Below are 15,783 nucleotides of genomic sequence, written 5' to 3'. Positions count from 1 at the left end.
CCTGCCCTGTTGGTTCCTGTCACGCGGCGCATGCAGGAATCGCGTTTTATTTTTTGTATTTTAACTTTTGTGTTTCAACGCTGTACTGATACCGGCGTTGCTGATATCGCGGCTGTCACTGATGTCGCGCTTGGTACGCACAAATGCTGCACGCTGTAACAACGTTCCCATAATGCCAGATAATCCGTCCATTCCTGCAGCCAGCGTGCCTCATTCCAGCCCAGCTCTTGTTCACAAATGCGTCTGAACAGGTCTGCATGGGCTGCTCCACCCGCTTTCAGCAATAAGCCTAAGCGGGTGCGTCGTAACAATAAATCCTCCAGGCGCCAGACCGACTCAAAACGCGCAGCCCAGCGTAACTCCACCACCAGTGTCTGTGTACCAGGCAGTGTCTGCAATTCTGCCTCCTGCGCGATCGCAATCAGCGCGTGCGCATCCCTGCCCCAGCGGCCGCACAGACGGCGCCACTGCTGCAGATTCAGGCCTGCCGGTAAGGCTGTCATGTTGTCAGCACTGAGTGAACCGGCAAATAAGGCGTCCTGACTCTCGACCTCTTTCCAATGCGGAAAATACGGTTTGAGCTGCTGCAATGCATCCAGTGCAATCAGCCGGAAGGTAGTCAGTTTACCGCCGGTCACAGTCAGCAAACCATGTTCCAGCCAGACCGCATGATCGCGCGCTTCTTTGGATGGATCAGCCTGTCCGCTATCAATCACGGGGCGCACACCGGCATAACAAGACAAAATATCATCGCAGCTTAATGCGAGTGAGGGAAATTGAAAAGCCAGCGCCTCCATCAGATAATCCAGCTCAGCCTGACTGATACAGACTTCCTGCTGGATATCCAAGGGATGATCCACATCCGTCGTACCGACCAGCGTCACACCCTCCCATGGATACAGGAAGACCGGGCGTCCATCGCGCGGATGCATCAGACTGACGGCCTGCGCCACTGGCAAACGCCAGGCCGGGAAAATCAAATGACTGCCGCGCAAAGGACGTAACTTTTTAGCGCTATCCGCCTGTGCTACATCTGGCCGCCGCAAACGCGGTGCCCACGCGCCAGTAGCGTTGATCACGGTACGACAAGCCAACCTAAAACCCTGACCACTGACCTGGTCCACCACTTGCACCGCGCTTGCCTGTCCATCGCTGTAGAGCACGTTTTCAACCGCCACATAATTCAATGCGATGGCACCGACCGCTTGGGCCTCCTGTAAAACCCTGAGCACCAGCCGCGCATCATCGGTTTTGGCATCGGCATAACACAGCCCACCCTGCAAATCCTGCTGGGCGATATGCGGCGTAAGAAAATTGAATTCATCCTTGCTGAAATAATGACGTGCTCGTTGCCCCGCCATGCGGTCATAAATCGCCAGGCCCAGTGCAAACATCCAGCGCCCCGGTTTGCGTCCGCGATAATCAGCAAACGCAAAACTCTGGGCTTCCACCAGTCCATCCGCTTGCTGCATCAGGCGTTCACGCTCGCGCACGGAATCGCGGGTCAGATGAAACTTCGCTTCTTTCAGATAACGCAAACCACCGTGTACCAGTTTGGACGAGCGGCTGGAGGTACCCCAGGCGAAATCGCGCTGCTCCAGCAAGATCGCAGATAAGCCACGTTTGGCCGCTTCCAGCAAAATACCGGCACCGGTAATGCCACCGCCGATCACCACCACATCCCACTCTTGGCCACGATGCTGCAGGGCTAGCGCGATGTCAGCGTTTGCGCGGTTTTGCCAGGCTGGGTGCCTCATGATGCATCCTGTGCAGTGTCAAATAACTTGCCTGGATTCATATGCCGCTCCGGGTCGAAGTGACGCGCCAGTGTACGCAGCGCACTGAGTCCAAGCTCCCCTTTTTCTGCCTGCAAATACGGTGCATGATCCCGCCCCACGCCATGCTGATGACTGATGGTGCCACCCAACCGTACGATGGTCTCGGACACTCTGGTTTTCAGACTGGTCCAGCGAGCCAGATCGGTATCATAGTCACCACTCAGGCGATATACAAAAGTGGTGTAAACACTGGCACCCTGCGCGTATAAATGCGATAAATGGGTGTAGGTATGCACCTGCTCGCCAGACTCTGCAAAACTCTGCTGCGCGGCCAGCTCCACACCCTGCATCATGGCGCGGACTTTAGGCCAGTCACAGGCCGTTTCCACTGTATCAATCGCATAGCCGTGCTGCCACAAGGTATTGCGCAGATACACATTACGGAAGCGGCCCTGCTTCCATTTTTCCCCCATGGTTTTACCGATATGTACGCCACGGTAGGTACCGGCGATCGCCAGTGCCGCACGCAGCGCGAACCCGACTTGCGTGCGGCTGCCACTGGCACCGATCAGCAACAGGCACTTCTGTTCTTTGCAATTGCGCAGACTCAGGTAGCGTTCCAGCCAGCGTATCAGGCTGGCATGGCCGGCCAGGGTGAGACTCGTCAGGGTTTCGGTCGCATTCGACAGGCGCAGCATGGACAAGGGCAATTTGCTTTGTGCAATCTGTTGCACAGCTGCCTGTGCTTGCTCCCAGTCGGGAAAGAACACTGCATGAAAGGCTTCCTGTTGTGGCAAAGGGCTGATCCTGACGGTCGCTTCAGTCAATATGCCCAGCCGCCCCTCGGAACCGAGCACCCATTCACGCAGATCGGGGCCCGCGGCAGATGCCGGGAACGTCGGTAACTGCAGACTGCCAGCCGGCGTCTCCAGCCGTCCACCCGCGAACAGTTGCTCTATACGTCCATAGCGCAGCGATTGCTGGCCCGATGAGCGGGTCACGACCCAGCCGCCCAGCGTCGAGTATTCAAAGGACTGTGGAAAATGGCCGAGTGTGTAGCCATACGCCCTTAACTGTGCTTCAAGATCAGGCCCAAATACACCGGCACCGAAACTGGCTAACTGCGACTGTCTGTCCAGACTGATGAGCTGACACATGCGCTGCATCACCACTGTGAGTACCGGCTGCGCGCTATCCACGACATTGATGTGCCCGGCAACACTGGTACCGCCACCATAAGGAATCAGCGCCACGCCATGCTGCTGCGCCCAGGCCAGCAAATTGCGTACGTCAGCACTGCTCTCAGGGAAAGCCACGCCATCGGGAAAATGTGCGATGCGTCCGTAACGCAGCGCCAGCCAGTCAGGCAGGCTTTGACCACGGCTGTACCGTACGCGGGTCGCTGCACTCGTGTCGATCAAAGGATGCGCTGGCAGCCTGCTGGGCGGTACCAGCAAACAAACCTGGTCCCAACTGGCGTCGTTGAAGGGTGTCGCCTCGCCTAGGCGCTGCTGTAAAAACTTTAGCGCCTGTGGCTGTACAGGCAAACTGTAAGTATCATCGCCCCAACCATTCCAACGTCTCATCCTCATCCTTTCGTGTTTTCTGCGACACAAGCGACGCCAGCTTGCCGTCTGCCTTGTGGTCGCTTATTTGCCAGTCTTCTGATGTTGATCAGCTGCCAGCCAGGGCGGGACAGACTGAATGTTATACTAGGGCCTGTTAACATTTAAATTACGTGTGCGATTTAAATGTTAACAGGCCCTAAATAGCTTAGATCGAAATCCACGTCAGGTATTGCTGATTCATGTCACAGGAATTGTTCTAACATGCCAGAGCATCGTTTCTATCGTTCATTCGCAGCCCGCAGCGCGCCAGGCGCCAGTGTGGCGCTGGCTTATGCGCAGCCCTTGCTGGAGCTGCTGGAGGAACGTGGTCAGAACCTGGCGCACGTCAATCAGGATGAGCGCGGTCAGCCCCTATTTCACCCTGCCGCTGAAACGATGTCAGCCAGCGCCTATCTGCGCTTACTGGATCAGGGCGCGAAGCACTGCGCCGATCCGCACTTTGGATTGCACGTCGGCGAAAAGGTGAAGCTGGGCACCTACAATGTATATGGCATGCTACTGATGAGCTGTCGGGATTTTGGTGAGGCGTTTCAACAAACGATGCGCTATGAAGCATTGGCGCACGATCTGGGCCGCTCCGAGCTGATTGTAGAAGGTGACGTGGCCGAATACCGTTGGCACAGCCTTTTTCCGGATGCCAGCCCGCATCTGGCTGAAAGTGTGTTTGCCGGTATTCGTGTGTTCGGCGACTGGTTTGCGGGCTGCAAACTGCCGAATGCGCCGGTTTATTTTCAACATACAGCACCGGATGATATCCGTGAGCACCAGCGCGTATTCGGCCCGGAGGTGCAGTTCGGTGCCAGTTGTCATCACAGCCGCTTTCCAGCGGCATTACTGAGCTGGCCGGTACCACATGCCGATACGGGTTTGTCGAGCATCTTGCGTCAGCATGCGGATCAACTGCTGATGCAAAAGCACAGACAGCACCGCGAGCATGAAATCGTACACAGCGTGCGCCAGACCATCAGCGAACAACTCGCGCACGAACAATGGCGCTTAAACGACATCGCCGCCACACTGCAACTGAGCCCACGCACCCTGCAACGTAAGCTGGCTGAGACCGGCGTCAGCTTTCAGCAAATTCTGGATGAAACCCGGCATGAGCTGGCCTTGTCTTATCTGCAGAATGCGGACTTCAGCCTGTCGGATATTGCCTTCCTGCTTGGCTACCGCGAACAGAGTGCATTTCAGCATGCATTCAAAGAATGGACCGGTGTCACGCCGGGCGCGTGGCGGCTGCAACATAGCGTGACACGCTGAACGTTCGCCGCCGGGCAGAGCATTCATTTACCCTTGAGCTCGCTGTCAGGTGCGATCAGTGGCAAAGTCAGCGTGAAGCAAGTTCCTAAACCTGGTGCACTGTGCAAATCGATTCTGCCGCCCAGGACTTCGGTCGCCAGGTTGTACACGATATTCATCCCTAAGCCAGATCCGCCCTGACCAAACTTGGTAGTAAAAAACGGGTCGAAGACTTTGCTCAGATTCTCGGCTGAAATACCATTACCATCATCACGAAATTCAATGACTGCCAGTTCGCCCACGCATCTGGCCATCAAATGCATGGAGCCACTGCTGCGGCCCTCAAATGCATGGGTCATGGCATTGCTGACGAAATTACCGATGATCTGACCCAATGCGCCCGGAAAACTGTTCATCGTGATACCAGGCTCTAATGTCGTACGCATCTGAAACGGCGTTTTGGCATACATGGAGGAATTGGTCAGCAGGATTTCTTCCAACACCTGGAGCAAGTCAAACTGGCGCCGCATATCGCTAGACTGATCCACTGCCACATGCTTGAAACTGCGTATCAGTTCCGAGGCACGTGTCAGTGAGCGCATCAACACATCTGTGCCGAACAACATGCCATCAGCAAATGCATTCAGGCTACTGCGTTTGATCTGTCCCTGTTCGACTTCGCGCTTGATACGCTTTGCATCATCTTGCAAGGTACTGGCTACGGTCACGCTGTTACCGATAGGTGTATTGAGTTCATGAGCAACCCCGGCCACCAGCGAACCTAATGAAGCCAGCTTTTCCTGGCGTATCAGTTCGGTCTGCATCAGGCGCAGCGATTGCAAAGCCTCTTCCAATTCCAGATTCGAGCGCTCCAGATTTTCGGTTCGGCGCGCTACTCTTTGCTCGAGATCCTCATTGAGCTCACGCAGCGCCGCTTCGGCCGCATTTTGGCGGGTGACGTCCTGCGGTGTAATGATGAAGCGCTCTTCGCCATCGGCTTCATAGCGACGTGCCGACAACAGGCAATCATGAATATTGCCATGCGCATCGCGTAACTGTGCCGGATAAAAATCCACTTGTGACTGATTGCGCAACAGCTCAGTAAATGCGGTCATCTGCGCACGGTCAATCCAAATATGCTCACTGCTGCTAAATGAATGATCCAACACCTGTTCACGCCGGAACGCGAACAAGTGCAACCAGGCGTCATTCACCGCATCAATTTTTCTGCCATGCAGATTCACCAGAGACAAGGGCAGTGGAGAACGTTCAAAAATTTCGGAAAACTTATATTCAGCCGTTCTCAGCGTTGCCTCCGATTGTCGCAGTTTGCGCATTTGTACTGCGAGTGCCCACATCACAAAGGTCAGGATCAGCACCACCAGTCCAGTCAATGCCGCGCGGGTTTCCATGCGCTGGGTCCATTGCGCCAGCATGCTGTCAAAGTCACGGCCATACACGATAGTGAGCGGAAATTTTTCCACTTTGCGATAGGCATACAAGCGCAAAAACTCATCATCGAGCCAGTCTGCATCTTCAAAACTACCCTCAATATCTGACTGACTGATTTTTTTTGTTGCGTTGGCCTGGCTGACATCCCGGTCAGCAAAACGGGCTTCAAACGGCGAACGTATCACCACGTAACCAGGGTCCAGTATTAAAGCCACCATCGCATTATTTTCACTTGCGACACTCGCATACAAGCCGGCAAAATAAGCAATCCGTATGTCAGTACTGATGATGCCGACCTGTTGTTGATGGCGATCGAAAATATTACGTGCAATCGGCAACACCAGCTGGCTGTCATACGGTGACTGGTAAGGGCGCCCGATCACCACCTCGCCGTAATCAGGCGCATTCAGCAAAAACCGCACATCCTGACGGTCAGCCACATTCACGGTATGGGTTGGGAAATCGGGCGAACTCACCCAGCTATTTCCACCCAGATCAATATAGCGCAAAGATTTGATATAACGGTTATCCTGAATATCATAGGAGGTCAGCACTTTCTGTATCGCACGCGGATCATGTGCAACAGCCGACACCGCCGCCGCGACTGCATCCAGTTTCTGCACCCCGTCCTGCATGGTCTGAGCCACATGCTCTTCCAGTATCCGCACGGCGACATGTGCATTGCTGCGCTCCGCGTCCAGCGTCAGCTTGCGATCCTCACGCATACTCAGATATGTCTGCGTAACAATCACCGCGATAATCAACAAGGTGACAGCCAGCAGAGTAGTGTGCTGAAAACGGGAGAATACTTGCTTCATCTTGAACTGCATTGGGTCACCTGGTGAGGGAATCGCTTGTTTTTACTGATACAGCGCAAAATTAAAGTACATGCCGGACAAAGCTGATTTATCTGACCCGGCCTTCCCGCCAGGCCTGCAACAACTTTTCATAAGCGATGGTTTCACCCTGATTTTTTTCCTGAGGCAGTTTCTTCCACGGTGAGCCTTTATCGCTCAGATAGCGTGATTCATCCGACTTAGGATTCAGGCGCGGGGCACAATGCTGCATGCCTTGCGCCTGCAGTTCACCAAGTTGTTTATCCATTTGCGCGGCCAGGCTATCAAGTGCCTCTTTGGGGCTGACATCACCGCTAATGGCTGCGGCAATATGGGTCCACCATAAATTAGCCAATTGCGGATAATCTGGCACATTGCTTCCGGTTGGAGTCCAGGCAATCCGAGCCGGGCTGCGGTAAAACTCGATCAGGCCACCGTAACGGTCAGCATTGCGGGTGAAATACTCATGCCGGATATCCGATTCACGGATGAAGGTCAGTCCTGTGATTGATTTTTTGAGTGACACCGTTTTTGAAGTGACGAACTGCGCATATAACCAGGCCGCCGCTTTTCTGTGCAAAGGTGTGGATTTAAAAAAAGTCCAGGACCCTACATCCTGATAGCCATTCTGCATGCCGTTTTTCCAGTACACGCCATACGGCGAAGGCGCCATGCGCCACTTAGGCGTACCGTCGGCATTCATTACAGGCAAACCCGGCTTGGTCAGCGCTGCAGTAAACGCGGTGTACCAAAAAATCTGTTGCGCAATCTGTCCCTGCCCTGCTACCGGACCGGCTTCAGAAAAATTCAATGCTTTTGCCTGGCGCGGCGCATAGTCATTCATCCACTGCAGGTACTTCTTCAAGGCATACACAGCCGCCGGTGAATTGGTGGCACCACCGCGCGCCACACTCGCACCGACTGGTGTACATTGATCACTGGCGACCCGTATGCCCCATTCATCAACGGGCAAGCCATTTGGTAATCCTTTATCTGCGACGCCTGCCATAGATAACCAGGCGTCAGTGAAGCGCCAGCCCAGCGAAGGATCGCGCTTGCCATAATCCATATGCCCGTACACAGGCTGGCCATCGATTTCTCGCACATGTTTGGAAAAGAATTCGGCGATATCTTCATAGGCCGACCAGTTCAGTGGTACCCCGAGCTCGTAACCATAGCGTGCCTTAAAGCGTTGCTGCAAATCTGGGCGGGCAAACCAGTCAGCACGAAACCAGTACAGATTCGCAAACTGCTGATCCGGCAGCTGATACAGCTTGCCATCTGGTGCTGTGGTGAAACGCAAGCCGATAAAATCTTTCAGGTCCAGACCGGGATTGGTATAGTCCTTTCCCGCCCCTTTCATGAAATCAGATAAGGCTTCGATCACGCCATAGCGGTAATGGGTGCCGATCAGATCGGAATCTGATATCCAGCCGTCATATGGGCTGCTATTACTGTAAATGGCTTTTTGCAGACGTTGTACCAAATCGCCCTCAGGCATGATTTCGTGCACCACCCGGATACCGGTGATATCAAAAAAAGCCTGGCTCAATATATTGGCTTCGTAGGAATGGGTATCAATGACTTCGGACACAACCCGAATTTCATGCACACCCTGCGCTTTGAGACGCTGCGCCGTTTGGGTAAACCATTTCATTTCTTCGCGCTGCTGGTGACGCGTCAGGCTGGATGGCTGAAACTCTTTATCTATCCATCGTTCTGCCACCGCGGGGGACGAAAAACCCGGCACTGGTATCGCTGCAACAAATACGACATAGAGAAATGCGCACCACCGGACTGACTTCATAAGCACCCCAGAGCATAACAGCAGAAATTGCACGAGTTTCAGCGGGAACAGAACAGCCAGCAGCCTGATATCTCCTGTTGAGACTTCGCGTCTGTGTTCCCGAAATAACTTTTGCCCGAAAGTAAAAGATGCGTCTGATTATAAAGCGCACAATACAGTGTGACAAATTTTTGCAACTGACGTACTGAGCAAATTCGAGAGCCAGCGCACAAATGAAAACGCGGAATCTGTGTACAGATCCCGCGTCGGAATTGGATCGGTGGCTTGCCCACCAGAGTGGGCCCGCACACCTTGCTACCGTCATACATATCGGTTGTATGTACAGCAGCTGAGTTGAATCATAGCAAAGAATTATGACATTGACATGACTTACATCAAACAAATATGTCTTTTTTGAAAACAAACAACAATCGCCGAATCAGTTAAAACGGATATGCCGGTGTTTTTCCATCTATGTCCATCCAGATACCTGTTTCCACCTGATTTCCTTTACCTGGAGCCAAAGCATACAGGCTCAGGGGTGCTATCTCCAACTTCAGGTCAGCAACGGAATCCAGCGACTTCTGGTCTAGTGGAATACCGTAAGCAAAGAAGTAATTGCGCATATCTTTGCCAATAATTTTGGAGCTCAGCACATACACCAGATCATGGTTAGTGATGGTGTTATTGGCATACCGTCCCATACCGTACTTCGCCGCATTCGCCACAGTCCAGTCTTTTGCCACCAGACGATCGCCCTTAGTCAGCAAGGTCAGATATTCAATGGTGGTATGAGGTGTAGGTTTTGCCATTCCAAGACGGAAACGGGTGTACAAAAAGCCCAGCTGAAAATGCATGGCACGCATCGCATTCTGATCATCGCTATCCCAGAGTTTCTTTTGCATCGTCGCACGCAATGCTTCGCCAGTAGCACCGGTAGCACGGCTATCCACTATAAACTGATACAAGCCCTTATGGTTGATACGATCACCACTCACATCAATTCCTGTCAATCCGTACTGACGGATGGCTGAGGCGGTAGACAGAATATTGTTATCGCATTCGACCACACAACCAGCGCTGCCAGGCGGCACAATGTGATGTACGCGCTGTACGGTATTGTGACCCAGCTCATGCCACCAGCCCCAGCCAGCTGAAATTCCGGCGAAACCGTCAGAAGGATTACCCGAACACAGGAATCCGCAGGTAGCGATCCAACCTATGAAATGCTGTACACCAGGCGCACGGTGCATATCACCGTCGCAAGTCCAGCTCAGACTGTCACATACCGATTTGACGTTATCCGACATCGCCATATTGCTATAACCATTCGCCACGTGGTTAGAATCAAAAATACGTGCCCGCAGATTATTGAGGATGTAGTCACGAGGGTCGGTATTGCCAATCACACTGAGTGCATAAGCATTCGTCTGATGCACTTCTCCACCAACAAATTTCGATGTCTGCCAGCCAAATACTTTCGATTTAATCACCGCCGAAGCAGCGTCAATATCAGCCTGAGCCATATCTTTAGTAAAGTCAAAGTGACCGTATTTTGCAGCACCTCGTACGCGCAGGCGCACTAGCTTGCCACCGGCAAGACCGCTGTAATTCAGGTAAACCGGCCCACCGAAAGGTGTGGTGAATACGTTATCTTTATCTGCACTCAAAGGTATGCTGAACGACACCGGACGACGCGGACGACCATACTTTGTGTTGTCAGTTACCGGGTCGCCCCAGGTTCTGGCGTAACCAGTCTGCATACCAAGCTTACCACCGGCTGCATCGACCACTTGTATGGTAACTGTCTTACCCGGAATCGCAGCACGTCCGATAGCGGTAGTGCCACTGCCTTGCGCAATCGTGACATCAATATCTTCAAAGTCAGCACTAACCGGCATCGTTAATGCCTCTTTAGGCATGTAGTCACCGTAACCTGCTGGCGCTACCGTGGTTTTGGCACGGTTATAAACCACCCATGAATCGGAGGCGTAGGTACGTAAAAAATCGCTGGCGGTCGCTTTCTGATCTGGCGGCAACTGACCATACTTCACCGCGTTTGGCCTCCACAAATCCGCCCACAATACCAGCAATTTATGTACATCCATACCCGCTTGCTGAAACAAATTCGCGCCACTTCCGTGCTGCCCTGCCAATTCGTTCATCAGTTGTGTCACGGGTGTGAGTGGCGTCGTGTCAGCTTTAAAATCCCAGCTCAGTTTGTCGTCCTGCAGCTTTTGCAGCGTCGGTATCAAGGCACCCATTTTATCGGCCCGCTGTATGCTGTCAGCCACAGTACGGCCAGCAGCAATCCCCAGATCGGCGGCTGAGCCAAAGTAATTTCCAGGATAACCACCAACGTTCATTCCCATGGCATTGGCAACCTGGCGGCCACCGGCAGACTCTACCCAGCTAGGCGCGAAATACATCACATTTTTTCCGGCTTTCATATAAGTCTGTACTTGTGCGGAAAGCGTTGTACTGTCCTTCGTACCACCGCCGAACACCAGCAAATCGGCGTTCTGCCAACAGGTATTGGCCGCATCACTGAGTGCACAACTGATCTCCTGACCCTGCACACCAATCTTTTTGAGATAGGCATTCACATTAGCTGCGCTATAACCAGTAACAATGTATTTGACTGTCGCAGGAAGAGCTGTATCAGGATCGCCATTTAGCACCCAGTTAAAGGCGCGTAAGAACAAAGGCTGATGCTGCTGCTGGCTTGTGCTGCCTGCCATCCAGGATAAGACGTCTGCGCCATAAGCCATGCCGCGCCCACTCCCTACCGTGCTCAGCGCGGCCATGCCATTCCCGCTGTCTGAAGCCAGGTAGCTGATACCTGAGGTCGAATTGAGTAAACCTATCTCAATCGAATTGCCGGTAAATGCCAGCGTCTGATCCAGGTCTGCACCATTCTTTCTGAAAATTTTTCCTAAGGTACCAACCTGCGTCAGCTGAATGGCAGTTGCATTTGCCTGTGCTTTTTGCAGCAAGGTCTGCAGCAAACTGCTATCGAGGCCCGATACATCGCCCGACTGCATTGCAGCGGCAATTTTCTCGTCAGCCGTAGGCACACGTGGTGGCTGCACCCCGCCCTCCCCTCCCGAGGAAGAAGATGAGCCGGTACTACCGCTACTGCTAGTGCTAGTGTCACTATTACCACCACCGCCACCACCACATGCTGCTAAAGCAAGCACCAGAGGAAGCAGGCTGAGATAGGATAAATTTCGCATGGTCATTTCCAGATTTCAGTATATTGAAAAAGCATCAGCACAATCGCCGAATCATGCCAAAGTTTATTCATGGAAATTATTCCCGTCTATTGCACCTTAGTGCAAAGCCTCACAGTCCACATCCTGATTTTGTGCCAAATCATGCCGCTTCCGACAGACTTACTATAAAGTCTTGGTAAAATAGAGCACAGCACAAACCAGTGCCCGTCTGTATCACAGCCCCCCCCATATTAGTAATGCAAACACTTACCCCCACTGCTAACGCAGCAGCAAGCTTCACGCAGCCCACCGATCCACAGGCTCTGGCCAAACTCGCCAGCCAGCATCTTTCTGGCATTCTGGAACATGCTTTTTGCCATACCAGTCAACAGCAAGCCCTGATCGTATTTGATACCCAGTCTGCATTGGCACACATACTCAGCCAGGCTTACCAGCAATGTCTGCCTGAAGCGAAGTGCCTTCAATTCGGCACGGTACCGGCGCAAGACATATTGGATGCGATTGCGGCGCTCAAAAAATCAGATCTGGTCATTTTGGTGCAATCCACCAATTTCAGACTGGAAGCCTACAGGCTACGGGTGGAACTGTTTAAACGTGGTTTGAAAGTGATAGAGCATCCGCACTTAGGCCGTATGGATGGGGAGGAAATAAGCTACTACATAGATGCACTGCAGTATGACCCCGTGTATTACCGGGAAACAGGTAAAGCAATCAAGCGCATCATTGATCAGGCCGGCCATGCTGTGATTGATAGCGGAGAAGGTGCACAACTAGTATTCAGCGGCGTCTTAGAACCCGCCAAACTGAATGTAGGCGACTACAGCGAAATGGCCAATGTTGGCGGTCAATTCCCAATCGGAGAGGTATTCACAGAATCTGTCAGACTGGAAGATGTGAACGGCAAAGTGCGTATTTTTATTTTCGGCGATACCAGTTTCCGTATCAATGAACCACAGGTGCCGATCACGCTGATTGTGGAACGGGGTCAGGTGGTAGGCACTGAAAACAGCACGGAAGAATTTGATCGTGTGCTGGCCAATATCCGTGCTGACGATGGTGTGGTCTGGGTGCGTGAGCTGGGCTTTGGTTTGAACCGTGCATTTACGCAGCAGCGAAAAGTTATGGACATTGGCACCTACGAGCGTATGTGCGGCATCCATTTATCGCTAGGCTCCAAACATGGCAGCTACGCCAAACCCCATATTAAACGTGGCGAAGGCAGACACCACGTCGATGTATTTGCTATCACGTGTTCGGTACGTCTCGACGGTCAGGAAGTTTATCAGGACGGACGCTGGTCAGTCTGATTCACACAGCGTGGAGTGTGTAGTTAACTTGGGTAACGCTGTCGCATCACACATCAGATCCAGATTGCGCCAGCCTCCATGATGCAGCAACGACTCTATTTTTTTCAAAGCGCGCAGCAAATCCATCTGGCGTTCAACGATAGGGGCGAATCCATATTGGATGATGTTACGGATCGCGAAATCACTGCTCAACCCCAATGGCAACAGCGCTTGCACGATCAGATATGCCTCAGGATGCAACAATGCCAGTCTGGCTTCTGCCGGTTTTTCTGCTGACTCGATAAATGCCATATCGAATCCGGCATTGGGCAGCATCTCATTAATTTTTTTTGCCAGATAAAAACGCATCGCTGGCGTTGCCTCGCTCCCCTCAAATACCAAGACGAATTCATGCGCCGGAATGGAGGTAATCGCATTACCCGAATGGGCGGGCACACCAGGACGGCCATCTGAAGTTGACAACAAATAATTAATTAGTTCAGCGTCGACAGACATGTGGGTCTTTTTCATGATAGAGGCAGATCAGGATTGATCAGAGTTTTCAGACACAGTCTAGCGACCCTCAGCTGTGAAAACTATTGTACTTTGGTGCAATCAAGAAAAATATCCAAGCGGGTTGATACTAGCCGCAAAAGAAATGGCTTAGGCGGCCATTTCTTTTGCGAGAACTTTTCTGCTTCAGGATAGAGGATGAAGCACCACGCCACCGAAGCCACCGGTCGTCAATGCTTTAGGTATCTGAGATAAATCCAAAATAGTGGATTGAATCAGTAAAATTAAAGACGTGTCATTTTCCAGGTGCCGGTATAGCCATTGCTCAGTTTAAGCGTACCACTACCGCTCACAACCGTATCGAGCTTGCCGCTGAAACTACCATTCATGCCATTGATCCCATTGGCTGCCGGAGTGCTGAGTGTGAACGACAGATCACCTTCATTGCTCACACTGGCATTCAGCAGCTGCGTCGTGGCATCTGTCGTTAAACCACCGGCACTGAGTTCAAATACTTTACTAACCACGCCGTTTTGATCAATTTCAATAAAATTAGTGCGGGTATCGGCCCCTATCGTCAGACTCCAACGACCGGCAAATCGCGGTAAAACCTTGACACCCGCATTACTGATATTCAGTCGGCCTATCAGTTCAGAGCTGATGCTCAGATTTTTACTGCCTCCCGGTGTTGCAGATTGAAAGTCGGCATCAAAGCCTGTCGCCACGCATTTGACATACTGACCGCTGATCGTGTCGCGCCAACAGGTACGGCTCAGGTCTTTACTCGTTTCAGCGACATTGGCGCTTGGTGTTGTACGGTTAGTCACTTCCTTAAGCGTCATCACTTCCTTTAATGCAGTGAACTTACCGGCAGCAACCGTCACATCTTCTACTGCTGCCACGTTTCCGGTATCGCGGACTGTTTTGTAAGTGCTCACAGCAGACCCGGAATTACAGCCTAACACGGCATTGACATCCCAGCTCTGCCCAACTGTATATGGCGATTGCGCAGTTTGATACGGCTGTGCAAACGAACAAGGCAATACGGATGCTGAGCGTGGGGAAAACAGGATCTCTGCGCCATTTGCATCGTAATAACTGGAATAGGAGAAGGTGGCAGAGGTATTCGTACCGGCAAAGAAATACCCAGTTTTGGGTAACTTATCGTTGAGGATACTTAAACTACCCGTCGCATTCCGATACGGATTCCAATAAATTTCGGTTGAATAATAAGTCCAGCTTAAGCCCTTATCATCTTTCACCTGGTGTTGATAAGTAAAGCTATCCCCCGCAAGCGGTATCTGTCGCTGGAAAGTTTTTTGCGGCACGGGCGACTCAGTCGTACTGCTGCTACCACCGCCAGTCCCACCACCCCCTCCGCCACAGGCTGTCAGCACTAAACCCGAAACCATAAAACCCAACAGGCTACTGACAGATCGCAATGTATATAGATACACGATTTCTCACTCCAAGTTGTTTATAAAATAATTTTTGATGATTATATAATTTTCAACTCAGCAAGCAAAGTCAGACCCAGCAACTCCAGCCCTCAAAATATATTCCGTCCCCGATCAAAGCCACAGCAAACCTCAGGCAATTTCTGACTCCAGCCAGGCATGTATTGTTCGTTGTATGGAGCGTAGCAGCGCGTCTTTTTGTACCGGGCGGATTAACACAGAAACGTGATCAGATTCGAGCGCAGCAGCGAGCCGGTGATAGTAAACCTGATCAGACAAGAGCAGTACAGGCATATACAAACTAATCTGCCGGATCCGCTGCAGTGTCATGCCATAGTCCAAGTCGCGCCAGCTCAAAGCCAGCAAAGCACAGGTATCACCCGCCTCACGTCGTGGCAAAGTAAATTCATCAAGACTACTGAAACTACGCACGCGATACGCTCTGGCACCGAGCACCAGCCCCAGTACAGCACGTTCATACTCATCACTGCCGATGATATTGACATGAGTCAGCTCAAACGAATTCAACATAAATACCTACGACACAGCATATATACGCCTATGAGACAAGG

Annotated in this window: 10 protein-coding genes; 2 read left to right on the top strand and 8 right to left on the bottom strand. The window is 52.1% G+C overall.

The features are described from left to right. Window positions 1-74: 74 nt before the first annotated feature. Both H8K47_RS04615 and H8K47_RS04610 read right to left on the bottom strand, forming a co-directional pair. Window positions 75-1,757: a glycerol-3-phosphate dehydrogenase/oxidase gene (locus tag H8K47_RS04615; RefSeq protein ID WP_186880239.1), complete on the bottom strand. Its 1,683-nt coding sequence runs from the start codon at window positions 1,755-1,757 to the stop codon at window positions 75-77. Continuing rightward, window positions 1,754-3,364, bottom strand: coding sequence for an FAD-binding oxidoreductase (locus H8K47_RS04610; RefSeq protein WP_186880238.1), 1,611 nt, complete (start codon window positions 3,362-3,364; stop codon window positions 1,754-1,756). Before H8K47_RS04610 ends, H8K47_RS04615 begins: the two co-directional genes overlap by 4 nt. Window positions 3,365-3,607: 243 nt before the next feature. On the opposite strand from H8K47_RS04610, the gene H8K47_RS04605 reads away from it, so the two are divergent. Beyond that, window positions 3,608-4,666: an AraC family transcriptional regulator gene (locus tag H8K47_RS04605; protein ID WP_186880237.1), complete on the top strand. Its 1,059-nt coding sequence runs from the start codon at window positions 3,608-3,610 to the stop codon at window positions 4,664-4,666. Between the two features lie 23 nt (window positions 4,667-4,689). On the opposite strand, the gene H8K47_RS04600 is transcribed toward H8K47_RS04605, so the two are convergent. The 3 genes from H8K47_RS04600 to H8K47_RS04590 all read right to left on the bottom strand — a co-directional run bounded on the left by H8K47_RS04600 (window position 4,690) and on the right by H8K47_RS04590 (window position 11,955). Further along, on the bottom strand, window positions 4,690-6,915 hold the full coding sequence (locus H8K47_RS04600) for an ATP-binding protein (RefSeq protein ID WP_186880236.1): 2,226 nt from the start codon (window positions 6,913-6,915) through the stop codon (window positions 4,690-4,692). Window positions 6,916-7,003: 88 nt separating this feature from the next. Further along, window positions 7,004-8,740, bottom strand: a complete 1,737-nt coding sequence (locus tag H8K47_RS04595; RefSeq protein WP_186880235.1) for an ABC transporter substrate-binding protein — start codon at window positions 8,738-8,740, stop codon at window positions 7,004-7,006. A 422-nt stretch (window positions 8,741-9,162) separates the two neighbouring features. Next, window positions 9,163-11,955 carry an ImpA family metalloprotease gene (locus tag H8K47_RS04590; protein ID WP_186880234.1) on the bottom strand — a complete coding sequence of 931 codons (2,793 nt, stop codon included), beginning with the start codon at window positions 11,953-11,955 and terminating at the stop codon, window positions 9,163-9,165. A 236-nt stretch (window positions 11,956-12,191) separates the two neighbouring features. On the opposite strand from H8K47_RS04590, the gene H8K47_RS04585 reads away from it, so the two are divergent. Continuing rightward, window positions 12,192-13,262, top strand: coding sequence for a M29 family metallopeptidase (locus H8K47_RS04585; RefSeq protein ID WP_230410146.1), 1,071 nt, complete (start codon window positions 12,192-12,194; stop codon window positions 13,260-13,262). Here the strand turns inward: H8K47_RS04585 and H8K47_RS04580 are convergent. The 3 genes from H8K47_RS04580 to H8K47_RS04570 all read right to left on the bottom strand — a co-directional run bounded on the left by H8K47_RS04580 (window position 13,254) and on the right by H8K47_RS04570 (window position 15,742). Then, entirely contained in the window at window positions 13,254-13,757 is a 504-nt protein-coding gene (locus tag H8K47_RS04580) for a hypothetical protein (protein ID WP_186880233.1), read from the bottom strand. The genes H8K47_RS04585 and H8K47_RS04580 overlap by 9 nt on opposite strands. Window positions 13,758-14,038: 281 nt before the next feature. Continuing rightward, entirely contained in the window at window positions 14,039-15,211 is a 1,173-nt protein-coding gene (locus H8K47_RS04575) for a hypothetical protein (RefSeq protein WP_186880232.1), read from the bottom strand. Between the two features lie 132 nt (window positions 15,212-15,343). Beyond that, entirely contained in the window at window positions 15,344-15,742 is a 399-nt protein-coding gene (locus H8K47_RS04570; protein ID WP_186880231.1) for a response regulator transcription factor, read from the bottom strand. Between the last annotated feature and the right edge of the window lie 41 nt (window positions 15,743-15,783).

It is taken from the genome of Cognatundibacterium rugosum, from assembly GCF_014284365.1.
In the GTDB taxonomy this organism is placed as follows: domain Bacteria; phylum Pseudomonadota; class Gammaproteobacteria; order Burkholderiales; family Burkholderiaceae_D; genus Undibacterium; species Undibacterium rugosum.
This window is presented reverse-complemented; position numbering and strand designations above follow the sequence as displayed.